The sequence below is a fragment of the Rhodanobacter sp. UC4452_H20 genome (genome assembly GCF_052978205.1).
In genome coordinates, this window is record NZ_CM129662.1 from 1,287,928 (window position 1) to 1,313,695 (window position 25,768).

Consider the following 25,768-nt stretch of genomic DNA (forward strand, 5'->3'; position numbering starts at 1 on the left):
AGGCGGCTGTCCTCAGACCGTCGTCGACAGCAGGCCGCGCTCGGTCGCCATGCGATAGAGGTCCAGTTCCGATCCGGCGCCGAGCTTGCCCATCAGGCTGGCACGGTGGATGTACACGGTTTTCTGGCCAATGCCGAGGTCGGCAGCGACCTGCTTGGGCGTGCGCCCCCCGGCCAGCAACAGGAACACTTCGCGCTCGCGGGCGGTCAGCCGGTTGACCGGATCGAGCGCGTCGTTGGGGCGCTCGGTGCGGCGCTGGCGCAGGTCCGAGCTGAGGAAGCACTCGCCCTGCATCACGGCGCGCAGGCCCGCCACCAGTTCCTCCGGCGCGACGCCCTTGGTGACGAACCCGCTGGCCCCGCGGCGCAACGCCTCGGAAACGTAAGCGTCGCCATCATGCATGCTCAACACGACCACGCGAGTGGCCGCATGCACGCTGAGCAGATGCTCGATCAACGGCAAACCGCTGCCGTCGGGCAAGGAAAGATCCAGCGCCACCAGGTCCGGGCGCCAGTGGCCGACCGCCTCTACCGCGTCGTCGCCGTTGCGGCATTCGGCAACCACTTCCAGGTCCGATTCCAGCTCGATCAGGCGCTTGAAGCCCTCTCGAACGATGGCGTGGTCGTCAACCAGAACGATGCTGTACATCTTCCTACTCTGACACAGGAAGGCGCGCCCGGGACAGCACGCCAGGCCAAGTACCCCGGCACGCCACCCCGCGCACGGCGCATGTACCATCGCCGGATGCGATTCAAGCCATCTCTCCTGCCCGATTCCGGGCCGCTCATCGGCGCAGGTTATCTGGTGCTGTGGCTGCTGCTCGGCGCCACGGCACAACCCTACTGGATGCTGCCCTACGGCCTGCGTTTCACCGCACTTCTGCTGGTACCGTTGCGCCACTGGGGCTGGTTGCTCGCCGCGGAACTGCTCGCCTGCGCCGGCGCCGCCTGGTGGCATGGATCACCGCTGCACATCAGCGGCGTGCTGGCAGACGTGCTGCCGGCATTCCTGGTGATGATGGCCTGCATGTGGCTGCTGCGCCGGCTGCACCTGCATCCCAGCCTGCACAGCCCGCAGGACGTGACCCGGCTGCTGCTTTCGGTGGTGCTGGTGGTCACGGTCACGACCGCCGCGGACGCCGCGCTGCTCGCATTCACCAACTGGTCGGAAACGCCAGAGTTGATGATCCGCGTCATCGCCGAGGAATTGCTCAGCCACTATCTGGCCATCCTGCTGGTGGCGCCGGTGTTGATCATGCTGCTGCACACGCGGCTGGAGCGTGCCTCGGTGATGCGCCTGCTGACGGACGTGCTGCTGGTGCTGGCACCATCCATGGCCATCCTGCTGGTGCTGTCCGAGCGCGCCGCGCCGCAGCCGCAGTTCGCGCGGGTGCTGTCGCTGGCGCCGGTGCTGTTTTTCGCCTTCCGCCATGGCTGGCGCGGCGCCAGCCTCGCCATGCTGATCACCAGTCTGGGCATGACCCTGGTGGACGTGCACCTGGGCCACACGCCCTCGACCGCCGCCGCCTACCTGTTCCTGGCCGTGGCAGGCACCGGCGCGCTGATGCTCGGTTCGGCCACCGACGCCCTGCGGCGCAGCAGCGAACGGGTGGCGGAGCAGAACGTCTACCTCGGGGCCGTCAATCGCCGCCTGGATCATCTGGCCCAACAACTGCGTGACGCCGCACGCGGCAACCTGCAGGCCGACGAGAACCAGCGGCGGCATCTTGCGGCCGAACTGCATGACGAACTGGGCCAGAACATCACCGCGATCCAGACCCACGTGAAACTGGCCCAGGCGCGTTTGCACGAGGTCGGGATGGACGACGTGAGCATCTCGATCAACACCATCCTCGCCCACATGCGCCGCGCTCTGCATCGCCTGCTGGACGACCTGCGCCCGGCGATCCTGGACGAGTTCGGCCTGCTGCGCGCGCTGGATGAAGGCCCGATCCGCGACCTGCTGACCAGTGCCGGCATGCGCTACCACGTGGAACTCCACGGCGACCCGCGATTGCTCGACGATGACACCCGCACGGCGATCTACCGGCTGGCTCAGGAAAGCGCCACCAACACCGTCAAGCACGCCTGCGCCAGTGAATTCCGCCTGCGGCTGCGCATCGGCGAACGCAACGGCATCGCCGTCGCCCTGCTCGATCTGCGTGATGACGGTACCGGCCTGCCCCATCGCCTCCCGCGCGGCGGGCGGGGCCTGCAGGGCATGCGCGACCGGGTGACCTCGCTGGGCGGACAGTTCCGCCTGCGCACCGACCACCCTGGCGTGCACCTGCGTATTTTGCTGCGAGGCAACAAAAGCGGCACCGAACGCAGTCGCCTGGACTAGGAATTTTTCCGATATGCGCAACGTGAAGACATCGTTAGGATGTCGTCATCGATGTGGGGGAACCGCCGTCGTGAGATGGCGGATCAGGGTCACCGTGGGGACGGTGATTCTGAGAAAACGGCAGGATGCCGTTTCGCCGCTGCCGGATGGATACGCGCGCGCACCGCGCGCCATCCGACCGGCAAGGCATCAACCGTAGGCGGACAGGAGTCCACCTGCGGTTTTTTTCGTGGCATGACGAATACGAACGAGGCGTCGGGCGCCCGGCTTCAATCCTTGCGGGCGCGCTGTTTCGGGCGCACGTAGAGCACCAGGCTGTGATCCTCGATCACGTAGCCGTGCTTGGCGGCGATCTCGTGCTGCAGGCGCTCGATCTCCTCGCTGATGAACTCGATCACCTTGCCGCTGTCCACGTCAATCATGTGGTCGTGGTGTTTGCCGCGATCGAGTTCGTAGACTGCCTGGCCGCCTTCGAAATTGTGCTTGACGATGATCCCCGCCGCCTCGAACTGGGTCAGCACCCGATACACGGTCGCCAACCCGATGTCCTCCTTCTGGGCCAGCAGGTGCTTGTACACGTCCTCGGCCGTCAAGTGGCGTTCGCTCTCGTCGTCGAACACCTGCAGGATGCGCATGCGCGGATGGGTCACCTTGAGACCGACCCGACGCAGCTCTCTGGTTTCCTGTTCCATAGCCTCTCTCCACGCACGGCGAGCCCGAGCCGGTAGTGTATCATCCGACACCTTCACGACCCTGGACGCAACACGCATGCAAAAGCTGATCATCCTGCCGGTTGTTGCGCTGCTGGCACTTGCCGTCGCCGGTTGCCACATCGCGTACACGCCGGACGTGCAGCAAGGCAATCTGCTGGACGAAAAGATGGTGGATCAGCTCAAACCGGGGATGACGAAGCACCAGGTCCTTCTGCTGCTCGGCACGCCATCGGTGCGCACGCCGTTCGACAACAGCCGCTGGGACTACGTGTCCACCCAGTCCCGCCGCGGCGGCAAGCCCAAGGTGCGCACGTTCAAGCTGACCTTCAACAACGACACCCTGGTGCACACCGAAGGCGACTTCTTCGCCCGCGACCCGCAGCAGCTGATCAGGGAAAGCCGCAAGTACAACTCGGGTTATCCGGCGAACGAAACCCAGGGCGACAAGAGCCAGTCACCGGATGACAAGAAGAACGACGGCGGCCTGGGCCAGGGGACCGACGGCAGCCATTGAGGCTGGCGCGCGGACGGCAAGGTTTCAGCGCGAACGCCGGCGCCGCGCCTCCATCGGGTCGAGTGTCAGCGGTCGGCAGATCTCGATGCGGTCACCGTCGCGCACGCGCTGCCCGGCAACGACCTTGTGTCCGAAGATGCCCAGCCGGGCCGGATCGATGGCACCTGCCGGCAGCGACGACGCGATGCCGCTGGCGGTGACCGCCTCGGCCACCGTGCAACCGTCGGCGACCTGCACGCGACGACGCACCACCACCGAATCGCCATCGGCAAACACCACCTCGATGCCGATCGACGGCTCAACCATGGAGGCGCTCCGCTTCGCGGCAGAAGTCATCCACCATGCGCCCGGCCAGCCCCTGGAAGCCGAGCCGCAAGGCGGCACCGCCGAGCCTGCCCGCGTAATCGAAATCAAGCGCAAAGGCGACCTTGCTGCCGGCATCACCCAGCGCGGTGAAGTCCCACACGCCATGCAGGCTGCGAAATGGTCCTTCGACCAGGTTCATCTCCAGGCGCCGCGGCGCGTCGAGCACGTTGCGCGTGGTGAAGCTCTGGCTGAACCCGGCAAACTTGAGATCCAGCCTGGCCACCACCACGTTGTCGCCGCGCTCCAGCACTTCGGCGTCCGCACACCAGGCGAAGCGCTTTGGGTATGCTTCCACCTCATTGACCAGTTCGAACATCTGCGCCGGCGAGTACTTCACCAACGCGCTGCGACGTATTTCGATCACGACAACCTCTCGGGCTTGTGCATTCATCCATGAATGCGAAGATCAAGTGAGCGCCCGCCCCGAGGCGCCATCTCGACAAATGCGTCGCCCCGATGGGGCGGCGGGCAATGCGGCCGCCCAGTGGCCCGAAGTTTAGCGGACATGGCCAAGAGCAAGGACAAGGACACCAAGGGCGGCGGCACCATCGCGCTGAACAAGCGCGCGCGCTTCGAATATCACATCGACCAGCGCTTCGAGGCCGGCGTTGCCCTGCAAGGCTGGGAGCTGAAGGCACTGCGTGCCGGCCGCATCAATTTCGGCGACAGTTATGCGGTGGTCCTCAGGAACGAGGTGTTCCTGGTCGGCTGCTCGATCCCGCCGCTGATCAGCGCGTCGACGCACGTCATCGCCGAGGATCGGCGCACCCGCAAGCTGCTGCTCCACCGCAAGGAGATCGACCAGCTGGTCGGTGCGGTCGAACGCAAGGGCCACACCCTGGTGCCCACGGCGATGTACTGGAAAGGCAACAAGGTCAAGGTCGAGATCGGCTTGGCCCGCGGCAAGCAGGAGCACGACAAGCGCGAGACCGAGAAGCAACGCGATTGGCAGATCGAGAAGCAGCGCACCATGCGCTCGCACAACCGCGCCTGATCAGCGAACCCCGCCTTGCGCCAGTGCGCGGCGGGGCGTACGGACCTCAGGCGAACGGGTCATCCAGCACGATGGTGTCTTCCCGGTCCGCACCGGTTGCGACCAGCGCCAGGCGGCAACCGGACAGTTCCTCGACGGCGCGCAGGTAGGCGCGGGCGGCGGGCGGCAGCTTGTTCCAGTCGCGGATACCGGCGGTGGATTCTTCCCAGCCGGGAAATTCCAGGTAGACGGGCTTGCACTCGTCCCAGCCGTCCGCATCCAGCGGCGCCAGCTCGCGGCGCTTGCCCCGGTATTCGTAGGCAATGCAGACCTTGATGGTGGACAGGCCGTCGAGCACGTCGAGCTTGGTGATCGCCAGGCCGTTGATGCCGTTGATCTGGGTGGCGCGCTTGAGCGCGACCAGGTCGATCCAGCCGCAGCGGCGCGGACGGCCCGTGCTGGCGCCGAACTCGTTGCCCTTCTTGCGCAGCAGCTCGCCCATCTCGTCATTGAGTTCGGTCGGGAACGGACCGCTGCCGACGCGGGTGGCGTAGGCCTTGCAGATGCCCAGCACGTAGTCGATGTCCTGCGTACCCACGCCGGTGCCGGCCAGCGCGCCGCCGACGGTGGTGTTGCTGGAGGTGACGTACGGGTAGGTGCCGTGGTCGATGTCCAGCAGCGCGCCCTGCGCGCCCTCGTACAGGATGTTGCCGCCGCCCTTGCGCACGTCGTGCAGGATGGTGGCGACGTCGTCGACCAGCGGGCGGATGTACTCGCCCCAGGCCAGCGCATCTTTCAGCACGGTGTCGTAATCGACCGGCTCGGCTTTCAGCCACTGGGTAAGGATGAAGTTGTGGTAGTCCACCGCGGTCTTGAGCAACGCGGGCAATTCGTGCGGGTACATCAAGTCGGCAACGCGGATCGAACGGCGGGCAACCTTGTCCTCGTAGGCCGGACCGATGCCACGGCCGGTGGTGCCGATGGCCTTGCCGCCGGCGGCGATTTCACGAGCTTTGTCGACGGCGATGTGGTACGGCATGATCAGCGGTGTCGCCGGGCTGATCTTGACGCGGGAGCGCACTTCGACGCCGTTGGCTTCCAATTCGCTGATCTCGTTGATCAGCGCCTCGGGCGACAGCACCACCCCGTTGCCGATCAGGCACAGCGCGTCTTCGCGCAGGATGCCCGAGGGAATCAGGTGCAGCACGGTCTTCTTGCCCTTGATCACCAGCGTGTGGCCGGCGTTGTGGCCGCCCTGGAAGCGCACCACCGCGCTGACCCGCTCGGTCAGCAGGTCGACGATCTTGCCCTTGCCCTCGTCGCCCCACTGCGCGCCCAGGATTACGACTGACTTGCCCATGTGAACTCTCGTTTCGTTAGTTTGCCGCCCCGCCACGGGGCTGCCTGGGTAAACGCCCGCTGCGCGGGTCGATGCGGCCTACTTCCGCGGTGCGGGGTCGTCGAAGTAATGCAGGAACGGCGAATCAGGCTTGAGGATGAGCACGCCGTTGCCGGTTTCCATCGACGCACGATAGGCCGCCAGGCTGCGATAGAACGCGTAGAACTCCGGGTCCTTGCTGTAGGCACGCGCATAGATCGCGGCGGCTTCGGCATCGCCCTCGCCTTTCACCTTGGCGGCATCCCGGTTGGCATCGGCTTCCAGCACCTGCGCCTGGCGATCCGCGTCGGCCTTGATCCGGGTCGCCGCTTCCTGGCCCGTGTAACGCAGTTCATTGGCCAGTTGCAGGCGCTCGGCACGCATCCGCTTGTACACCGATTCGCTGACCTCGTTGGGCAGGTCGATGCGCTTGATGCGCACGTCGACCACCGCAATGCCCAGGTTCTTGCGCGCCGAAAGATCGGTCTGAGCACGCACCCGCTCGGTGATGTCCTTGCGCCCGCCGGAGATCAGGTCGGGCAAGGTGCGTGCATTGAACTCGAACCGCAGCGCGTCCTTGACGATGGGGGTGAGCCGCTGCGCGGCCTGCAGCTGGTCGCCGCCGGTGGCGCGGTAATAGGCCGCGTTGTCGGCGATGCGCCACTTGACGTAAAAATCGACGTTGACGCTCTTCTTCTCGGAGGTGAAGTAGCGCTCGGGCGGCGCGTCGAGCGACAGGATGCGCTTGTCGAAATGAATCACCTGCTGCAGCACGGGCAGCTTGAAATGCAGGCCCGGCTGGTAGTCCGTGTGCACGATGCGACCGAATTGCAGGACCAATGCGCTGTGGCCTTCGCTCACCACGAACATGCTGCTCAAGCCGAGCAGGATCACCACGACGGCAACGAATGCGGCAACGATGCGGTTCATGGCTGTGCTCCCTTGTCGCTCGCACTGCTTGCCGTTGCGGGGGGCGGCACGATCGCGCCGACCTGGGTCGTCCCCGCCTGGGATGCGGCGCCCGGCGTCGAGGGCAGGTTGATGATGTTGCGACCGCTGGCGTCGTCGACGATCTTGGTGTTGTGTGCCATCACCTCTTCCATGGTCTCCAGCCACAACCGCTTGCGGGTCACTTCGGGCGCTGCCTTGTACTGCGCCAGCAACAGGTTGAAGCGATCGGTGTCGCCTTCGGCGCGGGCGACGCGCTCGGCCTTGTAGCCAGCCGCTTCCGCGGCGATGCGGGCCGCTTCGCCGCGCGCCACCGGCACGACCTTGCTGGAATAGGCCAGCGCGGCGTTCTCGATGCTCTGCTTGTCTTCGCGCGCGTTGTTGACGTCGTCGAAGGCGTCCTTCACCTCATCGGGTGGCGCCACGTTCTGGAAGCTCACCTCGGTGACGCGCAAGCCCGAATCGTAGACGTCCAGCGTCCGCTGCAACGCCTGCTGCGCCTGGGTGACCAGGTTGGCACCGGCCGCCGACAGGACCTGGTCCATGTCGCTGCCGCCGATCACGCCGCGCACGGCGGCTTCGGCGGCGGCACTGATGGTGCCGTCCGGATCGGTCAGCGAGAACAGGTACTTGCGCGAATCATCCACCTGGTACTGCACGGTGAAGTCGATCGTGATGATGTTCTCGTCGCGGGTCAGCATGGCCACCTTGTCGGTGACCGAGCGGATACGCGTGGCCTCGACCTTGGTGACCGATTCGATCGGCTGCGGAAACTTCAGGTGGAAGCCGGGCGGCAAGGTGCGCGAGTACTGGCCGAAGCGCAGCACCACGCCCTGCTGGCGCGCGCCGATGATCGTGTAGCTGCTGAACAGCAGGCCCACCACGATCAGCACCAGCACGCCGGTGAGGATGCCGCCGGAGCCCTGGCCGAACTTCCCGCCACGGTTCTTCAGCTTTGCCAGCAGGTCGTCCAGCGGCGACTTGCCGGAAGGACGCTTGCGGTTCCACGGATCGCTCTGCCCGTTCTTTCCGGGTTCATTCCACGCCACGAGTCAGTCTCCTTGAAGCCGTCGGGAGGCCGGCAACGACGGCCGGAACATGCCTTTCTTCCACCTCGCACACGGCGAGGTGACCACTGGACCATCGATGCCGCCATGGCCGACGCAAACGCTGCGTATTCTAGCAGAGGCAGCCGAAACCGTCCGGGCGCGGCCGATCAACCGGCCGCACTCAACAGTTCCCGCAACAGCACTGCCTCGGCGCCCTCACCACCGCTGAGCGGCGCTATCACGCTGCGCGGCGCGTCGATGCGCAGCTGCCAGCCGTGTTCGTCCACGTGCTCGGCACTGATCGCCCCGGCCGCCTTCAGGCGCGCATGCAGCCGCCCGGCGGACAAGGGCAGATGCAGCGGCGACTGCACGCGGTCGCCGCCAAGCAATTCGCCCAGCGCCTGGCGCAGCAGGTCGACGCCGGCGCCGGTGGCGGCCGACAGCCATACCCGCACCGGCTTGCCGGTTGCGTCGCGCTCGATCCGCGGCTCGGTACCGGCCAGGTCGATCTTGTTCATCACCTGCAACTGCGGGACGTCGCCGGCGTCGATGTCCTCCAGCACGGCATCGACCACCCGATGCAGGCGCACGCGCTCCTCGTCGGCAGCGTCACCGACGTGGAGAAGCAGGTCCGCGTCGCGGGCCTCGGCCAGGGTGGCGCGGAACGCGGCGACCAGGTCATGCGGCAGTTCGCGGATGAAGCCCACGGTGTCGGCGATCACCGCCGGGCCGCAGGCCAGGTCCTCGATCTTGCGCACCGTGGGGTCGAGCGTGGCGAACAACTGATCGGCGGCGTAGACCGAGCCGCGGGTCAAGGCGTTGAACAGGGTGGATTTGCCGGCGTTCGTGTAACCGACCAGCGCCACCCGCGGCACGGTGTTGCGCAAGCGCGAACGGCGTTGCTGACCACGCTGGGTCTGCACTTTTTCCAGCCGCTTGGTGAGCATCTTCACCCGCACCGCCAGCAAACGACGGTCGGTTTCGAGCTGGGTTTCGCCGGGACCGCGGTTGCCGATGGCACCACCGCGCTGGGCGTCCAGATGGGTCCAGCCGCGCACCAGTCGCGTGGCCAAGTGCTTCAACTGGGCCAGCTCCACTTCCAGCTTGCCTTCGTGGGACCGTGCGCGCTGGGCGAAGATGTCCAGGATCAGACCGGCACGGTCGACCACGCGCACGCCGAGGTGTTTCTCCAGATTGCGCTCCTGCACCGGAGTGAGCACGTGGTCGACCAGCACCAGGTCGGCTTCCAGCGCACGGGATGCCTCGGCGACTTCCTCGGCCTTGCCACTGCCGATGTAGTAACGCGGATTGACGTCGTCGACGCGCGCGGCGATGGTTGCCAACACCTCGGCACCGGCCGACTTGGCCAGTTCGGCGAATTCCTCCGCGCGGCGCACGGCATCGCCTTCGCCGCGCGAATGCGGAAGTACAAGGACGGCGCGGTCGCCTCTCTTTTGCCGGTCAAACACGGTGGGGCAGCATCCTGCGGGGACAGTCTCCCTTCATGTGGATCACCCCACGCGCAATCAAGTGCCCGCTTCGACGGTTGCCGAAGTATCGGCCTGGTGATCGTGGCCTTCGTGGCCATCGTGACCATTGCCGATGCGCACGTTGCGACTCGGAACCACGGTGGAAATGGCGTGCTTGTACACCATCTGGCTGACCTGGTTGCGCAGGAGCACCACGAACTGGTCGAACGACTCGACCGTGCCCTGCAACTTGATGCCGTTGACCAGGTAGATGGCCACCGGCACACGCTCGCGCCGCAACGCATTGAGAAACGGATCTTGCAACGATTGCCCCTTGGACATTTCTTGTTCTCCCCTTGCCACGACCAGACCGGAGAAAAGACGCCGCTGGCGCCCCGGCCCAACAAGATCGGATGTTAACTGCTTTCAAATGCTTGATGAAAGAAGATTTTTGCTCCACGACGGTGGACTGGGTCACGCTGGTGGCATGACCCCGGCCGGGCCGTCGACAAACAGGCCCACCGCCGCGCGCACCCGCTCGCCGAGATCGGGCCGATCCGGCTCGACGATCCGGATGCCGGTGTCGCTGCGCAGCCAGGTGATCTGGCGCTTGGCCAACTGGCGGGTGGCGTAGATGGCGCGGTCGCGGAACGTGGCCGCATCGGTCTGGCCATCGAGGTGTTCCCACGCCTGCCGGTAGCCGACCGCGCGGATCGCCGGCAGGTCGGCGTGCAGGTCGCCGCGCGCCCGCAGTGCGCGCACCTCGTCCAGAAAGCCCTCCGCCAGCATCGTGTCGAAACGCCGGGCGATGCGCTCGTGCAGCACGCGCCGGTCGGTCGGCAGCAGCGCCAGCTTGAGCACGCGCCACGGAAAGCGCGCCGCCGTCCCGCCGCGCTGCAATTCGGATAGCGGCCGGCCGGTCAGTTCGATCACTTCCAGCGCACGCTGCAGGCGCTGCACGTCGTTGCAGCCGATCCGGCCGGCGGCGGCCGGATCGAGGGCCGCCAACCGCGCATGCAAGGCCGGCCAGCCGAGCTGTTGCGCCTCGGCAGCCAGCCGCGCACGGGTGGCCGGGTCGGCTTCCGGCAGGTCGGACAGCCCCTGCTGCAACGCACGGAAGTACAGCCCGGTACCGCCGACCAGCAGCGGCACTCTGCCCTGCGCGCTGATCCGCTGCATCACCGGCAGCGCATCGGCGCGGAAATCCGCCGCCGAATACGGCTGGCCGGGATCGCGGATGTCGACCAGCGCATGCGGATGGCGCGCCAGCGTCGCCGGGTCGGGTTTTGCCGTGCCGATGTCCATGCCGCGGTAGACCAGCGCCGAATCGACACTGACCAGATCCAGCGGAAACCGCTCGCTCAGCGCGCATGCCAGCGCGGTCTTGCCGGAGGCGGTGGGGCCCATCAGGAAGATGGCCAGGGGGCGGGAATCAACGGGCATCGCGGCAGTTTAGACGAGAGCACCGCCCTGCCCGCACCGCCAGCGGCCTCGCGGCCGACGGCACTCACCCCACGAGGTGGAAAAGTGCGCAGACATGATGCCAAGGGTGTGCCGTCGCCACCATGAGCCATGACATCCGCCGCTTGCCCAGCCATACCCCCAAAATATATCATCCATATACGAAACATATATGGAACGTTTTATGGGTATCGTGAACATCGACGACGATCTGCACAGTCAGATTCGCAGGGCGAGCGCAGTGACGTGCCGATCCATCAACGCGCAGGCGGCCTTCTGGATCAAGGTCGGCATGTTGTGTGAAATGAGCCCCACGCTGACTTTCCAGGAGGTTCTCATGCGGGAACTCCACGCCGCCGGTGTCGAGGCACGGCCGCTCGCACCCGGTGCCGCATGACCAAGCGACCGGAAGAAGTCGCGCTGATGGCCGAGTCGGGCAGGCTATTGGCCGATGTATTCGGCTACGTGGACCAGTTGAGCCTGGCCGGCATGTCGACCATGCAGGTGAACGACCTGGTCGAAAGCTACATCGTGGACGAACTCGTTGCGCGTCCGGCGAGCAAGGGGCAGTACGGCTATGCCCATGCACTGAACTCCTCACGCAACGACGTCGTCTGTCACGGTGTCCCGTCTCCGTCGGAAATCCTGCGAGACGGAGACATCGTGAATTTCGACATCACGCTGGAAAAAAATGGATTCATCGCCGACTCCAGCAAGACCTACCTCGTCGGCGATGTGACGCCAGCGGCCAAGCGACTCGTGCAGGTGGCGCATGAAGCCATGTGGAAGGGGATCAGGGCTGTCCGCCCGGGTGCCCGGCTCGGCGATGTGGGCCATGCCATCGAGCATCACGCCCGACGGAATGGCTACTCGGTGGTGAGGGAGTATTGCGGGCACGGAATCGGCCGTGAAATGCACGAACCGCCGCAGGTGTTGCATTGGGGAAGGCCGCAAACCGGTCTGGTATTGCGGGAGGGCATGGTGTTCACCATCGAGCCGATGCTCAACCAGGGCCGCCGGACCGTGCGGACCGAGGATGACGGCTGGACGGTCGTCACTCGGGACGGAAAATGGTCGGCACAGTTCGAGCATACGGTGGCGGTGACGCGAAACGGCGTGCGGGTCCTGACGCTGCGCCCCGAGGAAAGACCGGCCGGCTGAATCAAGCCGCCTGCCATGCCGGCGTCTGCCGCTCCGGGTTTGGCGCGGCCCCGCGCATGACCGGGTTCGCCGCACGGAAAACGGAAGGGCCCGCGCCGATGACGCGGGCCCTGATGCATGCACGAATGTGCGGCTTACTTCGCCGGCACGCCCATTTCCTTCAGCAGGTTGTCGGCGTGGTCGAGGTGGTGCATCACCCACAGCATGTAGCGCACGTCGACCTGGATCGAGCGGTTGAGCTGCGGGTTGAACAGCCAGTCGCCGCTGACCGACTCCCAGTTGCCGTCGAACGCCAGGCCGACCAGCTGGCCGTTCGCGTCCATCGCCGGCGAACCGGAGTTGCCGCCGGTGATGTCAAGGTCGGCGAGGAAGTTGACCGGCAGCGTGCCCAGCTTCGGCGAGGCATAGCTGTCGAACGCCTTGGCCTTGATCGCGACCAGCTCGGCCTTGGGCGAGTTGAACGGCTCGATGCCGGTGTCCTTCTCGACGATGCCCTGCGCGGTGGTGAACGGCGCGTAGCTCACGCCATCACGCGGCGCCACGCCCTGCACGTTGCCGAAGGTGACGCGCAGCGAGCTGTTCGCGTCCGGGTAGACCGGCAGCTTCTGCGAGTCCTTCCACGCGATCATCGCCTGCATGTAGCGCGGGCGCAGCTTGCTCATCTCGCCGGCGCGGGCATCGGATTCGTCCTCCAGCGCCTTCAGCTGCGGCTGCACCGCGCGAGCGAGCCTGAGCATGCTGTCGGAGCTGGCGTCGATCGCCTTGCTGTCGGCGCCGAACCACTTCATGCGCTCGTCGACGTTGCCGAGCTTGCTGCCGGCGTACAGCGCGGCAACCTTCGCCTTGATCGCCGCCTCGGTGCTTGCACCATCGAGCCACTTGTCCAGCGCCGGCAGGCGCTGCGCCTGCGGCAAGGCCACGTAGCGCTTGAGGCCGTAGACCATGAACTGCTGGTCGACGCCCGGGTCGTAGCGGCGATCCATCTGCTTCAGGCCGCCCTCGATGCGCACCCAGTCGCGCTGCTGGTAGCCGGCGTCGCGGTCGAGATCGGCCTTCGGGCGCTCCTTCGCCAGGTGGGTCAGGCGCACCGCGGTGCCGAACAGCTGGGCGCGGCTGACCAGACCGATGGCCAGGTCGCGTTCGCGATTGGCCCGGTCGGCGGCGATCTGCTGGCGCAGCTTGCCGATATCGGCCGCCAGCGCGGTGTTATCGGCGCCGCCCTGCTGCTTCAGCCAGGCCTCCAGCTGCGCTTCCTGCGCGCGCTTCACCGTGACCGCGTCGGCACGATGCAGGCCTTCGAGCTGGCCGCCGAAGTTCTTCAGGTAGTTGTTGAGACCGGCGACCATGCTGGCGTACTTCACCGCCACATCGGGATTGGCCTTGCCGGCGGTGTTGATGATGTCCAGCGTGTCCTCGTACACCTTGATCTGGGTCGGGTACGTCCAGTCGATCGCGCTCTGCACTTCGTCGGCGAGACGGTAGCGGTTGGTGCGGCCCGGGTAGCCGACCACCATCACGTAGTCGCCGGCTTCCACGCCCTGCGGGTTCACCTTGAGCACATGCCTGGGCCGGTACGGCACGTTGTCCTTCGAGAAGGCGGCGGACTTGCCGTCCTTCGAGACATAGGCGCGCAGGTAGCCGAAGTCGCCGGTGTGGCGAGGCCACATCCAGTTGTCGACGTCACCGCCGAACTTGCCGATGGATTCCGGCGGCGCGTAGACCAGGCGCACGTCCTTGATTTCCAGTTGCCTGATCAGCTGATAGCTGTAACCGCCGTGGAAGGTGTAGACGTCGCAGCGGTAGCCTTCGCTCTCGCACGCCTTGACCTGCTCCTTGATCGCCAGCTCGATCGCCTTGTAGCGCTCGGCGCCGCTCATCGCGTCGGTGAGCTTGGCGGTGATCTCTTTCGTGACGTCGCGGATTTCCTCGGTGACGAAGATCCGCGCGGACGGGCCGGCGGAGAGCTCGTCCGCCTGGGTCTTCGCCAGGAAGCCCTTCTCGATCAGGTTGTTTTCCGGCGTGGAGTTCAGCTGCAGCGCGCCGTAGACGCAGTGGTGGTTGCTCACCACCAGACCCTCGGGGGAGACGAACGAGGCGGTGCAGCCGCCCAGGCTGACGATCGCGCCCATCGGGTAGGCGGTGAGGTCGGTCAGCGTTTTCGGATCGAGTTTCAGGCCGTGCTGCTGCAGCGTGGCGGCGATACCGGGAAGCTGGGCGGGCTGCCACATGCCTTCGACGGCATGGGCGGACGAGATGAAGCCGACGGATACGGCGGCAGCAAGCAATAGACGGCGCAAAGGGAATCTCCTGGTGAAAGCCGGCCCCGGGAAGCAGGCGAAAGTGGCGCAATAACTTTCGACTTATGCCCGAGCCGGGCGAGTGCGGCATATGCCGCAAGTCATGCCTGCGACATTCAGCGCGCACGCATACTCGTCCGGGCAGGCGATCGCAGGTGCTTCCAGCGCATCGAAGTCCCTTCCGCGCCATCGCAGTGACTTGCGCCGCCAGGCACCGCACACGACCCGGAAAATTCGCACGGACAGCGGTCACGCGCCGCCGCGCTCTATAATTGACGTTTAACCGCCCGCATCGCGGGCCAGCCGATGGATTTCCCATGCCGCAGACAATGAAAGCCCTGGTCAAGCGCAAGCCCGAACAGGGCATCTGGATGGAAGAGGTGCCGATGCCCGAGGTCGGCCCCAACGAGGTGCTGATCAAGATCGAGAAAACCGCGATCTGCGGTACGGATCTGCATATCTACAAGTGGGACGAATGGAGCCAGCGCGTCATCAAGCCGGGTCTTACCATCGGCCACGAGTTCGTCGGCCGCATCGTCGAGATCGGCCCGGGCGTCACCGGCTACAAGGTTGGCGACCGCGTCTCGGCCGAGGGCCACATCGTCTGCGGCCACTGCCGCAATTGCCGCGCCGGTCGCCAGCACTTGTGTCCCAATACGGTGGGCATCGGCGTGAACCGCAACGGCGCGTTCGCCGAATACATGGCCATGCCGGCATCCAACCTGTGGCCGATCCCTGACCAGATTCCGTCCGAACTGGCCGCGTTCTTCGATCCGTACGGCAATGCCGCGCATTGCGCGCTGGAGTTCGACCTGATCGGCGAGGACGTGCTGATTACCGGCGCCGGCCCGATCGGCATCATCGCCGCCGGCATCGCCAAGCACGTGGGCGCGCGCAACGTCGTCGTCACCGACGTGAACGATTTCCGCCTGAAGCTCGCTGCCGACATGGGCGCCACCCGCGTGGTGAACGTGACCAACGCCTCGCTCAAGGACGCGATGAAGGACCTGCACATGGAAGGCTTCGACGTGGGCATGGAGATGAGCGGCAACCCGCGTGCCTTCAACGACATGCTCGACTGCATGTACCACGGCGGCAAGATCGCCCTGCTCGGCATCCAGCCAAAGGGGGCCGGCATCGACTGGGACAAGGTGATCTTCAAGGGCCTCACCCTGCAGGGCATCTACGGCCGGCGCATGTACGAGACCTGGTACAAGATGACCCAGATGGTGCTGACCGGCTTCCCGCTGCAGAAGGTGCTCACCCACCAGATCCACATCGACGACTTCCAGAAGGGCTTCGACCTGATGGATGCCGGCCAGTGCGGCAAGGTCGTCTGCTCCTGGAACTGAGCACCGCCGCAACCTCCACGCCACACACTTCTGCACCCGGAGATTCCATGACTCCATCCGCGAAAGCACGTTACGCCACCGAACTGGCGGCCATCCGCGAGTACGGCCTGTTCAAGGCCGAGCGCATCATCATCTCGCCGCAGTCTGCCGAGATCGAGCTGGAAGGCGGCCGCAAGGTGCTGAACTTCTGCGCCAACAACTACCTCGGCCTGGCCGATCATCCGGCGGTGATCCAGGCGGCCAAGGATGCGCTCGACAGCCACGGTTTCGGCATGGCAAGCGTGCGCTTCATCTGCGGCACCCAGGATCTGCACAAGGAACTGGAGGCGAAGATCGCCGAATTCTTCGGCACCGAGGACACCATCCTGTACGCCGCCTGCTTCGACGCCAACGGCGGCCTGTTCGAGCCGCTGCTGGGTGAGGAAGACGCGGTGATCTCCGACGCCCTGAACCACGCGTCGATCATCGACGGCGTGCGGCTGTGCAAGGCCACCCGCTACCGTTACGCCAACAGCGACATGGCCGACCTGGAGAAGCAGTTGCAGGCGGCCGACGCGGCCGGCGCGCGGACCAAGCTCATCACCACCGATGGCGCGTTCTCGATGGACGGTTTCATCGCCAAACTCGACGAGATCACCGCGCTGGCCGCAAAGTACGATGCCATGGTGCACATCGATGAATGCCATTGCACCGGTATTCTCGGCGATACCGGCCGCGGCTCGGCTGAATTGCACGGCGTGATGGACAAGATCGACATTTTCACCGGTACGCTGGGCAAGGCCCTCGGCGGCGCGCTCGGCGGTTTCACCACCGGGCCGCGGGAAGTGGTCGAACTGCTGCGCCAGCGTTCGCGCCCTTACCTGTTCTCCAACTCGCTGCCGCCGCACGTGGTGGCCGCGGCGATCAGGGTATTCGACATGCTGGCCAGCGCCGGCGATCTGCGCGACAGGCTGAAGGAGAACACCCGCTATTTTCGCGAACGGATGACGGCCGCCGGCTTCGACATCAAGCCGGGCGTGCACCCGATCGTGCCGGTGATGATCCACGACGCGCCCAAAGCGCAGGCGATGGCTGCCGCGCTGCTGGCGGAAGGCATCTATGTCACCGGATTCTTCTATCCGGTCGTGCCGCAGGGGCAGGCACGCATCCGCGCGCAGATGAGCGCGGCGCACACCCGCGAACACCTCGACCAGGCGATTGCAGCCTTCACCAAGGTCGGGCAAACCCTGGGCGTGATTCCGCGCTGACACCGAGGCTGGTGCGGCCGCAGCCTGGCCGCGCCGCCATCACGGCCGCTTCGCCGCCAGCGAACGCACCTCGTGCTCTTCCAGCCGGCGCCACTGGCCCTTCGCCAGTTCGCCAAGCGCAAGCGGGCCGATCGCCACCCGGATCAGCCGCATCACGTCGAAACCCAGCGCCGCCAGCAGCCGACGAATATGTCGGTTGCGGCCTTCGTCCAGCACCACTTCGAGCCATGCATTCTTTGCGCCCGCACGCAGCAGCGTGACGCGGCGCGCCTTCAGGCGTTCACCGGCATCCTCGACGCCCGCCAGCATCGCGGCCAGCACCGCAGCATCCGGCAGCCCCGCGACCTGGACGTGATAAGTCTTCTCCAGATGCGTCAGCGGGTCGGTGATGGCAGCCGCCCAACGGGTGTCGTTGCTCAGCAGCAACAGTCCTTCGCTGGCCTTGTCCAACCGGCCGACCGGACCCAGCCAGGGCAGCCCGGCGGCCGCCAGCGCGGTGTAGACCGTCGCGCGACCATGCTCGTCGGCCGCGCTGACCACGATGCCGCGCGGCTTGTTGAAGGCCACGTGGACAGGCGTGGCCCGGCCCACGGCTTCGCCGTCGATGGCGATCCCCTGGCGGTCGATCAGGGTCGGATGCTGGGGGTCGCGGACGACCCGCCCGCCCACACTGACCCGGCCCGCACGAATCCACTGCTCGGCCTGACTGCGCGAGCACACACCCAGTTTGGACAGCACGCGGGCAAGCCCGTAGCGCGACGGCGGAGTCGGCCCGGTCGCGCGCGCCGGGTGGAAGGAAGAAGGACGGGACATCGTGCAAGCGTATAGGTCGGGGCCGCGGGGCAACAAGAATCATCGCCGGCGAAGACAAAAAAAGCCCGGCCGAAGCCGGGCTTTTTCCTGTTAGCTACCGCGGTTCGTTTACTGCTGAACCTGCAGCTCCGTGCGACGGTTCTGCGCACGGCCCGCATCGGTTTCGTTGTCGCCGATGGGGTTGCTCTCGCCGTGGCCGATCGGGCCTTCCAGACGGCTGGCATCGATGCCATGGCTGGTCAGGTAGTTGTAGACGATCGAGGCGCGACGCTCGGACAGCTTCTGGTTGTATGCGTCCGTGCCCTTCGAGTCGGTGTAGCCGGCCACGGTCACGTGCACCTGCGGGTAACGCTGCAAGGTGTCGACGGCCTGGTTCAGCACCGAGATCGAATCGGCCGTCGGCTCGGCGAGCGACTTGGAGATGTCGGTTTCACCGGCCTTCGGACGATCGAACTTGAAGTTCACGCCACGCAGGTCGATCACCACCTTCTGCGCGCAACCATCCGGGCCCACGATGGTGCCGGCGGCGGTGGCAGGGCACTTGTCCTCGCAATCGTTCACGCCGTCCTGGTCGCTGTCCTGGGTGGAGCAGTCGGCCGGCGCGGGTGCAACCGGTGCCGCTACCGGCGCCGGAGCGGCGGCAGGCGCACCAAAGCGCGAGGCAACGGTCAAGCCGAGGAACCAGTCACCATAGCTGCTGTTGGCGGGATGGGTGTCCTTGTCCCAGTCGAAACGATAGCCCGCTTCCAACCGGATGTTGGTGCTGTCGGTGACCATCTTGGACACGCCGCCGCCGATCTGTGCAGCAGGCGCCCAGCCATTGTCCAGCTTGTTCTGGTGATGGCTGCCCATCACGCCGACCATGCCGTAGGGGCGCCATGCATTCCAGTCACCGGCATAGAACCGGGCAGCCGCACCGACATTGGTGCTGGCCCAGGAATCGCTGCTGTGACCGCCGCCAAGGGCCGGGCCCTTGTCCATCTTGCGCTTCGTGCGGTCGACGAAGAAATCGAGCGACATGTTGGGCGAGAAGAAGCGACCAAAACCCAGGCCGTAGTAGATCTGGCGGCTATTGGTATCGCGCTCGGTGTCGTTGACGTAGCCCCCCACCGTCGGCGCGATATACCAGCGCCCGTCATAGGACGAGATGGCGGTTTCACTGCTCGAGGCATCGGCCGGTGCCGCAGCCGTGTCCTGCGCATGAACGGCACCTACGCCGCCCAGGGCGAGCGCGATCAGAAAATACAAGCCCTTACGTTTCATCAGGTGTCTCCTCGATTATTAAAATTTGAGTCCGTTCGACCCATACCAGAAAGTCGCACGTCAGAACTTAACTCGATTCAAGGCCCTACCGGCCCGCGCTTGGCGTGTCCTGGACAAGCGACCCGCATTGTAGCAAAAACGTTAAGTAGCAGTTGCGTCGCGTACGCTTTCGCAACCATTCGGTGCAACATCATTCAGGTAAGTGATCGTGCCGGGCCAATCCCTTCACAGAGCGGCGAAACTGGCTAAACGACTCGCCGCCACGCAGTGGTTCATCTCCGACCGAACCGAATGTTCCATGACGGACGTGCCTACAATGTGAAGAGACCCAGGAACTGATGCAGCGGCATGGAGTCCAAGTGCGCCGGATCGCGCGTGGCATCCATGATCGCCTTGACCCGATGGGCCGGCAGATGACTGCGCATGGCCGCCTCGAATTTTTGCAGCAAGACGGGAATGCCCTCGGCCCGGCGCTTGCGGTGACCGATCGGATAATCGACGGACACTTTGCCGGTATGGCTGCCGTCCTTGAAGAATACCTGCACCGAATTGCCGATATAACGCTTGGCCGGATCGAAATAGTCGCGGGTGAACTGCGTATTTTCCACCACCGTCATTTTGTCGCGCAGTGCGTCGATGCGCGGGTCGGCGGCGACCTCGTCGTTGTAATCGCTGGCCACCAGGCGGCCGAAGATCAGCGGCACGGCGACCATGTACTGGATGCAGTGGTCGCGATCGGCATAGTTCGCCAGCGGGCCGGTCTTGTCGATGATGCGGCAACCCGCTTCCTGCGTCTCGATGACGATCTTCTCGATCTGATCGAGCTTGCCGGCCACCTCGCCATGCAACTGCATGGCGCATTCCACGGCAGTCTGCGCATGAAACTCGGCCGGATAGCTGATCTTGAACAGCACGTTCTCCATCACGTAGCTGCCGAACGGGCGCTCGAACTCGAACGGCTTGCCGCCGAACGCCACATCGTAGAAGCCCCAGGTCTTTGCCGACAGCGCAGACGGATACCCGACCACGCCGCGATACACCGCATTGATCGCGTGGGTCACCGCGCGACGGCAGGCATCGCCGGCGGCCCAGCTCTTGCGCGGACCGGTGTTCGGCGCATGGCGATAGGTGCGCAACGCGCCGTTGTCGATCCAGCTGTGCGACACGGCGGTGATGATCTGTTCCTTGCTGCCACCGAGCATCGCGGTGGCCACCGCGGTGGAGGCCAGTCGCACGAGGATCACGTGGTCCTGGCCGACCCGGTTGAAGCTGTTCAGCAGCGCGTAGCAGCCCTGGATCTCGTGCGCCTTGATCGCGTAGCCAAGCACGTCGCGCACGCTCAGCGGTTGGCCGCCTTCGCGCTCCGCCTTGCGGCTGAGGTAGTCGCCGACGGCCAGGATGCTGCCGAGGTTGTCCGACGGATGGCCCCATTCGGCCGCCAGCCAGGTGTCGTTGAAATCCAGCCAGCGGATCTGCGTGCCGATCGCGAACGCCGCCTGCACCGGGTCCAGCTCGTGGCTGGTGCCCGGCACGCGCGCACCGCCCGGCAGCGTGGCGCCCGGCACCAGCGGGCCGAGGTGCTTCACGCACTCCGGAAACTTCATCGCCATCATGGCGGTGGCCAGCGAGTCCAGCAGCATGTAGCGCGCAGTGTCGTAGGCCTCCCGCGAATCGATCTGGTGATCGACCACGTAATCGGCGATATCAACCAGCGGCTGGTCGGGATCGGGACGGACGGCGGAACGGATGTCGTGCGCACTCATGGCGGGATCTCGTGGCGAGGGAAAACCGCCATTTTAGCCGACTGTCGTCGAACGCGTTGCTTGACCGCACCGCGCCCGGGCCGTGACAATCGCCGCCAGCCCAGAAGGGAGTAGTTCTCGCGGCAAGTCCACCTTCCGCGATGCGACGATCGTCAGCACGAGCGAGGTTTCGCTCCGGTCGTCCGGCAGTCATCCTGCGAACAAGACTTTTGTGGCGGGCATGGGCCGCGCGCGTCCATGGCTGCCGCATTGTTCGACGCGCATGGAACCCCCGATGACCCTCGCTGCTCCCGATTTTCTCTCTGGCCTGCTCACCATCATCCTGCTCGACCTCGTGCTGGCCGGCGACAACGCCATCGTCATCGCCATGGCCGCCAGCCGGCTGCCGAAGCATCTGCAGAAGAAGGCGGTGTTCTGGGGCACCTTCGGCGCCGTGGCCGTGCGCTTCGCGCTCACCGCCATCGTGGTGTTCCTGCTCAAGCTGCCCGGCTTGATGCTCGCCGGCGGCCTGCTGCTGCTGCCGATTGCCTGGCAACTGCTGAATCACGGCGACGACGATGGCCCTGACATCAAGGCCGGCAGCACGTTCTGGAGCGCACTGCGCACGATCATCGTCGCCGACGCGTTGATGGGGCTGGACAACGTGTTGGCGATCGCCGGTGCCTCCAAGGGCCATCTGGGCCTGGTCATCATCGGCCTGCTGGTCAGCGTGCCGCTGGTGGTATGGGGCTCGACCCTGATCCTCAAGCTGATCGACCGCTTCCCGATCATCATGTACATCGGCGCCGCCGCGATTGCGATCACCGCCGGCCGCATGATCGCCCACGACCAGTTGATCAGCGGGTGGTTCGACGCCCACGCCTGGGCCGCGTATGGCCTCGACGTCCTGGCCATCCTGGTCATTTGCGGTGGCGGCTGGCTGGTCCAGCGTCGCCGGCGGCGACTGCGGCAAGCCGGCGCATAGGCGCGGCCTCGCCGGCCGGCCTTCTCCGGACCTTACGCGATTCAACCAAGGCGACAGCGCGCTGTCGCGCACGGCCCGATGTTCTTGCACAGATATTAATTATCGTAATACGATAACTATCTGCCGCCCAGGAACCTCCCATGTCGTCTGCCGCCCGCACCGAATCCCTTCGCCCCGCCGCCGAGCCCGCCCATGCGCGGACGACACGCATCCAGCGGCGTGCCAACGACATCATGTCGTTCGCCAGCATCCTCGCCTTCTGTACCGTGGGCGGCTGCATGCTGCTGGCGCTCCTGTTCTGGCAAGTCAGCGGCATGACCCGGATGGACTCCGGCTCGGCGCAGCAACTGCTTGAACGCTGGCACCTGCTGCCGAAAACCTCGTTCGACGGCGCCGTACTTTCCGCGGCCCTGCTGCTGGCACTGGTGGCCGCGATGGCGCCGATCGTGTGCCTGCGCCGACTGGGCAAGGCGTTGCGCGCACCGTCGCCGCTGAACCTTGTCGTCGCACGGTGCTTCTCGTGGCTGGGTCACGCCTTGCTGGTCAACCTCATCGGAGGGTTTGCCGCCGGGCTGGTCGCCGCCACCCAGATCCCGCAATACCAGCTCAGCCTCGGCATCGGCTTCCTGGGCACGCTCACCGCCGCCATCCTCGCCTATGCGGTGGCCGAAATGGTGCGCGAGGGGGCACGCGCCGCCGAGGAGAACCGGGCGTTCGTCTGATGCCGATCATCATCGAACTGGATGTCATGCTGGCGCGGCGCAAGATGAAATCCAGGGACCTGGCCGCGGCGGTCGGCATCACCGAAGCAAACCTGTCCCTGCTCAAGCAGGGCAAGGTGAAAGGCGTACGCTTCAGCACGCTCGACGCGATCTGCACGGCACTGGCGTGCCAGCCCGGCGACCTGCTGCGCCACGTCGACGACGAGCCCTGAAAATCGGACCCGGGCGCAAGGCAGGCGGGAAGCCGTTTGGCTCCCCGCCACCTTGCCTGCTGCTTCCTAGCGCTTGTCGATCGGCACGTAGGCCAGGTCTTCCGGCCCGGTGTAGTTCGCGCTGGGGCGGATGATCTTGCCGTCCTGACGCTGCTCGATCACGTGCGCGCTCCAGCCGGCGGTGCGCGCGATCACGAACAGCGGCGTGAACATGGCGGTCGGCACGCCCATCATGTGGTAGGTGCTGGCCGAGAACCAGTCGAGGTTGGGGAACATCTTCTTCAGCTCGCCCATCACCTTCTCGATGCGTTCGGAGACGTCGAACAGGGTCGGGTTGCCGCCATCGGTGCACAGCTTGCGCGAGATCTCCTTGATGATCTCGTTGCGCGGGTCGGACACGGTGTAGACCGGGTGGCCGAAGCCGATGATGATTTCCTTCTTCTCGACGCGGGCACGGATGTCGGCTTCCGCATCGTTCGCGTTGCGGTAGCGCGCGATGATCTCCATCGCCACCTCGTTCGCGCCGCCGTGCTTCGGGCCGCGCAGCGCGCCGATCGCGCCGGTGATCGCCGAGTACAGGTCCGAGCCGGTGCCGGCGATGACGCGGGCACTGAACGTGCTGGCGTTGAACTCGTGCTCGGCGTACAGCACCAGCGACTTGTCCAGCGCCTGCGCGTGCAGCTCGCTCGGCTTGCGGCCGTGCAGCAGGTGCAGGAAGTGCGCGGCGATCGATTCGTCGTCGGTTTCGGCCTCGATGCGCTTGCCGTTGTGGCTGAAGTGGTACCAGTACAGCAGCATCGAGCCGAAGCTGGCCATCAGGCGGTCGGCGATGTCGCGCGCGCCGGTGACGTTGTGGTCGTCCTTCTCCGGCAGCACGGTGCCGAGCACCGAGCAGCCGGTGCGCAGTACGTCCATCGGGTGGGTCGATGCGGGAAGCAGTTCCATCGCGGCCTTGACCGGTGCCGGCAGGCCGCGCAGGCGCTTCAGCTTGGCCTTGTAGTTCTGCAGCTCGGTCCAGTTCGGCAGCACGCCGTGCACCAGCAGGTAGGCGACTTCCTCGAAGCAGCCCTTGGCGGCCAGGTCGTGGATGTCGTAGCCGCGGTAATGCAGGTCGTTGCCGCTGCGGCCGACCGTGCACAGCGCGGTGTTGCCCGCGGCCACGCCGGACAGGGCGACGGACTTCTTGGCCTTGGGTAGAACTTGTGCGTTGTCGCTCATCGCATTCTTCCTCTCAATTGTTGAACGTTTCAGCTGGCGATAGCCGCGGGCACTGTCCGACCGGCTTCACGTGCAATTGCAATGGCATCGACTTCGGGCCGATGACCTTTTCATTGATGGATATCCAGCACTCGCCCAGCGTCGAACAAAAACATATGTCGATCGCCATGCGCCCCGAGGTAGCGTCGTGGAACTGTTGCCACAGTTGCTTGTCTGGGAAACGGATCGCCTGCAGATCCTCGCCCGGGCTCAACACGCCATGGTTGATGGTCGTCATGATGTAGTCGTGCGGCTGCATGCCCAGAGCGCCCAGCACGTGGTCCCAGTCGACCTGCGGCTTGCCATCGACAGTGACCTGCACACTGCGCACGAGCGCAGGCCCGACACCCTTGTTGCTGACGGTCAGGGTCTGGGCCAGGTCGTTGTTGCCGCTGGTCAGATACGGCCACACCTGCGCGCGCACCTGCTGGCGCTGGATGTAGGCGGTATAAGCGGCCACCACCAAGGCCAGCAGGCCGACCAGCGAGGCGATGGCCACGCCTAGCGCATCCCAGTAATCGCGCCGTTCCGGCGGCGTCGCTTTCACGGGGGACAGTTGTTCGGACATGCGCTCAGGCCTTTTGGCCGCCGGCAAACAATTCGTCCAGCTTGTCCTCGTAGGCGTGGTAGCCGAGGAAGTCGTACAGTTCCTCGCGCGTCTGCAGGGTGTCGATGATGTTCTTCTGGGTACCTTCGCGACGCACCGTTTCGTAGAAGTTGAGCGCGGCCTTGTTCATCGCCCGGTAGGCACCGCAGCAATACAGCGCGATGTCCACGCCGGCGTCGCGCAGTTCGTCGGTGGTGAAGAACGGGGTGGAGCCGAACTCGGTGAGGTTGGCCAGGATCGGCACCTTCACCGCCGCCTTGAACTGGCGGTAGTCGGCCAGCGTCTTCATCGCCTCGGGGAAGATCATGTCGGCGCCGGCCTCGACATAGGCCACCGCGCGCTCGATCGCGGAATCGATGCCCTCTACCGCCGCCGCGTCGGTGCGCGCCATGATCACGAAGCCCGGATCGGTACGTGCATCGACCGCGGCCTTCACCCGATCGACCATCTCGTCCTTCGACACCACTTCCTTGCCCGGACGGTGACCGCAACGCTTCTGGCCGACCTGGTCCTCCATGTGCACCGCCGCCACGCCGACGCGCTCGAACGAGCGGATCGTGCGCGCAATGTTGAACGCCCCGCCCCAGCCCGTATCGATGTCGACCAGCAGCGGCAGGCCGGTGGCATCGACGATGCGGCGCGCGTCGGTGAGCACGTCCTCCATCGTCGAGATGCCCAGGTCCGGCATGCCCAGCGAATTGGCGGCCACGCCGCCGCCGGACAGATACAGCGCCTGGTAGCCCACGCGTTTGGCCATCAGGCCGGCGTAGGCGGTGATCGCGCCCATGACCTGCAGCGGCTGCTCGGCGGCGACAGCTGCGCGAAAACGGGCACCCGGGGATGCTGACTTTGTCATGTGGCCTCCCGTGAAAACGCCCATTTTAGCCCACCGCGCC

General features: G+C 65.7%; 27 protein-coding genes. 10 read left to right on the forward strand and 17 right to left on the reverse strand.

What is annotated here, in order from left to right; all coding sequences use genetic code 11:
- Window positions 1–12: 12 nt before the first annotated feature.
- Window positions 13–648: a response regulator transcription factor gene (locus ACVCMC_RS06235; protein WP_395118124.1), complete on the reverse strand. Its 636-nt coding sequence runs from the start codon at window positions 646–648 to the stop codon at window positions 13–15.
- Window positions 649–744: 96 nt separating this feature from the next.
- On the opposite strand from ACVCMC_RS06235, the gene ACVCMC_RS06240 reads away from it, so the two are divergent.
- Window positions 745–2,343, forward strand: coding sequence for an MASE1 domain-containing sensor histidine kinase (locus ACVCMC_RS06240; protein ID WP_447099057.1), 1,599 nt, complete (start codon window positions 745–747; stop codon window positions 2,341–2,343).
- Between the two features lie 269 nt (window positions 2,344–2,612).
- Here the strand turns inward: ACVCMC_RS06240 and fur are convergent, their stop codons facing one another.
- The gene (gene fur, locus ACVCMC_RS06245) at window positions 2,613–3,035 is read right to left on the reverse strand and encodes a ferric iron uptake transcriptional regulator (RefSeq protein WP_395118122.1); all 423 of its coding nucleotides are present in this window, start codon (window positions 3,033–3,035) and stop codon (window positions 2,613–2,615) included.
- Between the two features lie 76 nt (window positions 3,036–3,111).
- Between fur and ACVCMC_RS06250 the strand changes: the two genes are divergently transcribed.
- On the forward strand, window positions 3,112–3,570 hold the full coding sequence (locus ACVCMC_RS06250) for an outer membrane protein assembly factor BamE (RefSeq protein WP_447099058.1): 459 nt from the start codon (window positions 3,112–3,114) through the stop codon (window positions 3,568–3,570).
- A gap of 24 nt (window positions 3,571–3,594) precedes the next feature.
- On the opposite strand, the gene ACVCMC_RS06255 is transcribed toward ACVCMC_RS06250, so the two are convergent.
- Window positions 3,595–3,876 (reverse strand): RnfH family protein, encoded by a 282-nt coding sequence (locus tag ACVCMC_RS06255; protein ID WP_395118118.1) that lies wholly within the window; start codon window positions 3,874–3,876, stop codon window positions 3,595–3,597.
- On the reverse strand, window positions 3,869–4,300 hold the full coding sequence (locus ACVCMC_RS06260; protein ID WP_447099059.1) for a type II toxin-antitoxin system RatA family toxin: 432 nt from the start codon (window positions 4,298–4,300) through the stop codon (window positions 3,869–3,871). Before ACVCMC_RS06260 ends, ACVCMC_RS06255 begins: the two co-directional genes overlap by 8 nt.
- 141 nt (window positions 4,301–4,441) lie before the next feature.
- On the opposite strand from ACVCMC_RS06260, the gene smpB reads away from it, so the two are divergent.
- The gene (gene smpB / locus ACVCMC_RS06265; protein WP_395118114.1) at window positions 4,442–4,930 is read left to right on the forward strand and encodes an SsrA-binding protein SmpB; all 489 of its coding nucleotides are present in this window, start codon (window positions 4,442–4,444) and stop codon (window positions 4,928–4,930) included.
- A gap of 46 nt (window positions 4,931–4,976) precedes the next feature.
- Here smpB and ACVCMC_RS06270 read toward each other — a convergent pair whose 3' ends face one another.
- From ACVCMC_RS06270 to miaA, 6 genes are all read right to left on the reverse strand, one after another.
- Window positions 4,977–6,269: an adenylosuccinate synthase gene (locus ACVCMC_RS06270; protein WP_447099060.1), complete on the reverse strand. Its 1,293-nt coding sequence runs from the start codon at window positions 6,267–6,269 to the stop codon at window positions 4,977–4,979.
- A gap of 78 nt (window positions 6,270–6,347) precedes the next feature.
- Entirely contained in the window at window positions 6,348–7,217 is an 870-nt protein-coding gene (gene hflC / locus ACVCMC_RS06275; protein WP_395118109.1) for a protease modulator HflC, read from the reverse strand.
- A complete protein-coding gene (gene hflK, locus ACVCMC_RS06280) occupies window positions 7,214–8,284 on the reverse strand; it encodes an FtsH protease activity modulator HflK (RefSeq protein ID WP_395118107.1) in 1,071 nt (356 codons plus the stop codon). Before hflK ends, hflC begins: the two co-directional genes overlap by 4 nt.
- A gap of 167 nt (window positions 8,285–8,451) precedes the next feature.
- Window positions 8,452–9,753: a ribosome rescue GTPase HflX gene (gene hflX / locus ACVCMC_RS06285; RefSeq protein ID WP_447099061.1), complete on the reverse strand. Its 1,302-nt coding sequence runs from the start codon at window positions 9,751–9,753 to the stop codon at window positions 8,452–8,454.
- 57 nt (window positions 9,754–9,810) lie between these two features.
- Entirely contained in the window at window positions 9,811–10,095 is a 285-nt protein-coding gene (gene hfq / locus ACVCMC_RS06290) for an RNA chaperone Hfq (protein WP_395118103.1), read from the reverse strand.
- A 132-nt stretch (window positions 10,096–10,227) separates the two neighbouring features.
- Window positions 10,228–11,196: a tRNA (adenosine(37)-N6)-dimethylallyltransferase MiaA gene (gene miaA / locus ACVCMC_RS06295; RefSeq protein WP_447099062.1), complete on the reverse strand. Its 969-nt coding sequence runs from the start codon at window positions 11,194–11,196 to the stop codon at window positions 10,228–10,230.
- 202 nt (window positions 11,197–11,398) lie between these two features.
- Between miaA and ACVCMC_RS06300 the strand changes: the two genes are divergently transcribed.
- The gene (locus ACVCMC_RS06300) at window positions 11,399–11,611 is read left to right on the forward strand and encodes a ParD-like family protein (RefSeq protein WP_395121377.1); all 213 of its coding nucleotides are present in this window, start codon (window positions 11,399–11,401) and stop codon (window positions 11,609–11,611) included.
- Window positions 11,608–12,375, forward strand: a complete 768-nt coding sequence (gene map / locus ACVCMC_RS06305) for a type I methionyl aminopeptidase (RefSeq protein WP_447099063.1) — start codon at window positions 11,608–11,610, stop codon at window positions 12,373–12,375. The genes ACVCMC_RS06300 and map overlap by 4 nt, the downstream gene beginning before the upstream one ends.
- Window positions 12,376–12,509: 134 nt before the next feature.
- On the opposite strand, the gene ACVCMC_RS06310 is transcribed toward map, so the two are convergent.
- Window positions 12,510–14,672: a S46 family peptidase gene (locus ACVCMC_RS06310; RefSeq protein ID WP_447099064.1), complete on the reverse strand. Its 2,163-nt coding sequence runs from the start codon at window positions 14,670–14,672 to the stop codon at window positions 12,510–12,512.
- Between the two features lie 317 nt (window positions 14,673–14,989).
- On the opposite strand from ACVCMC_RS06310, the gene tdh reads away from it, so the two are divergent.
- Both tdh and kbl read left to right on the forward strand, forming a co-directional pair.
- Window positions 14,990–16,024: an L-threonine 3-dehydrogenase gene (tdh, locus tag ACVCMC_RS06315; RefSeq protein ID WP_447099065.1), complete on the forward strand. Its 1,035-nt coding sequence runs from the start codon at window positions 14,990–14,992 to the stop codon at window positions 16,022–16,024.
- A 47-nt stretch (window positions 16,025–16,071) separates the two neighbouring features.
- A complete protein-coding gene (gene kbl / locus ACVCMC_RS06320; RefSeq protein ID WP_395118093.1) occupies window positions 16,072–17,271 on the forward strand; it encodes a glycine C-acetyltransferase in 1,200 nt (399 codons plus the stop codon).
- A gap of 39 nt (window positions 17,272–17,310) precedes the next feature.
- Here the strand turns inward: kbl and ACVCMC_RS06325 are convergent, their stop codons facing one another.
- From ACVCMC_RS06325 to ACVCMC_RS06335, 3 genes are all read right to left on the reverse strand, one after another.
- Window positions 17,311–18,084 carry a pseudouridine synthase gene (locus tag ACVCMC_RS06325; RefSeq protein WP_447099460.1) on the reverse strand — a complete coding sequence of 258 codons (774 nt, stop codon included), beginning with the start codon at window positions 18,082–18,084 and terminating at the stop codon, window positions 17,311–17,313.
- A gap of 108 nt (window positions 18,085–18,192) precedes the next feature.
- Entirely contained in the window at window positions 18,193–19,347 is a 1,155-nt protein-coding gene (locus ACVCMC_RS06330) for an OmpA family protein (protein WP_395118089.1), read from the reverse strand.
- Window positions 19,348–19,658: 311 nt separating this feature from the next.
- Window positions 19,659–21,110, reverse strand: coding sequence for a bifunctional 2-methylcitrate dehydratase/aconitate hydratase (locus ACVCMC_RS06335; protein ID WP_447099066.1), 1,452 nt, complete (start codon window positions 21,108–21,110; stop codon window positions 19,659–19,661).
- Between the two features lie 274 nt (window positions 21,111–21,384).
- Between ACVCMC_RS06335 and ACVCMC_RS06340 the strand changes: the two genes are divergently transcribed.
- The 3 genes from ACVCMC_RS06340 (at window position 21,385) to ACVCMC_RS06350 (ending at window position 23,008) form a co-directional block, all read left to right on the forward strand.
- The gene (locus ACVCMC_RS06340; RefSeq protein ID WP_447099067.1) at window positions 21,385–22,074 is read left to right on the forward strand and encodes a TerC family protein; all 690 of its coding nucleotides are present in this window, start codon (window positions 21,385–21,387) and stop codon (window positions 22,072–22,074) included.
- Between the two features lie 140 nt (window positions 22,075–22,214).
- Window positions 22,215–22,796 carry a hypothetical protein gene (locus tag ACVCMC_RS06345; RefSeq protein WP_447099068.1) on the forward strand — a complete coding sequence of 194 codons (582 nt, stop codon included), beginning with the start codon at window positions 22,215–22,217 and terminating at the stop codon, window positions 22,794–22,796.
- Complete coding sequence (locus ACVCMC_RS06350; protein ID WP_395118082.1) at window positions 22,796–23,008, forward strand: helix-turn-helix domain-containing protein; 213 nt, start codon at window positions 22,796–22,798, stop codon at window positions 23,006–23,008. The genes ACVCMC_RS06345 and ACVCMC_RS06350 overlap by 1 nt, the downstream gene beginning before the upstream one ends.
- Before the next feature lie 66 nt (window positions 23,009–23,074).
- Here the strand turns inward: ACVCMC_RS06350 and prpC are convergent, their stop codons facing one another.
- From prpC to prpB, 3 genes are read right to left on the reverse strand one after another with little or no spacing between them, the layout of a single operon-like run.
- Window positions 23,075–24,226 (reverse strand): bifunctional 2-methylcitrate synthase/citrate synthase, encoded by a 1,152-nt coding sequence (prpC, locus tag ACVCMC_RS06355; protein WP_447099069.1) that lies wholly within the window; start codon window positions 24,224–24,226, stop codon window positions 23,075–23,077.
- Between the two features lie 13 nt (window positions 24,227–24,239).
- Window positions 24,240–24,833 (reverse strand): hypothetical protein, encoded by a 594-nt coding sequence (locus ACVCMC_RS06360; RefSeq protein ID WP_447099070.1) that lies wholly within the window; start codon window positions 24,831–24,833, stop codon window positions 24,240–24,242.
- Window positions 24,834–24,837: 4 nt separating this feature from the next.
- Window positions 24,838–25,728: a methylisocitrate lyase gene (gene prpB, locus ACVCMC_RS06365; protein ID WP_447099071.1), complete on the reverse strand. Its 891-nt coding sequence runs from the start codon at window positions 25,726–25,728 to the stop codon at window positions 24,838–24,840.
- Between the last annotated feature and the right edge of the window lie 40 nt (window positions 25,729–25,768).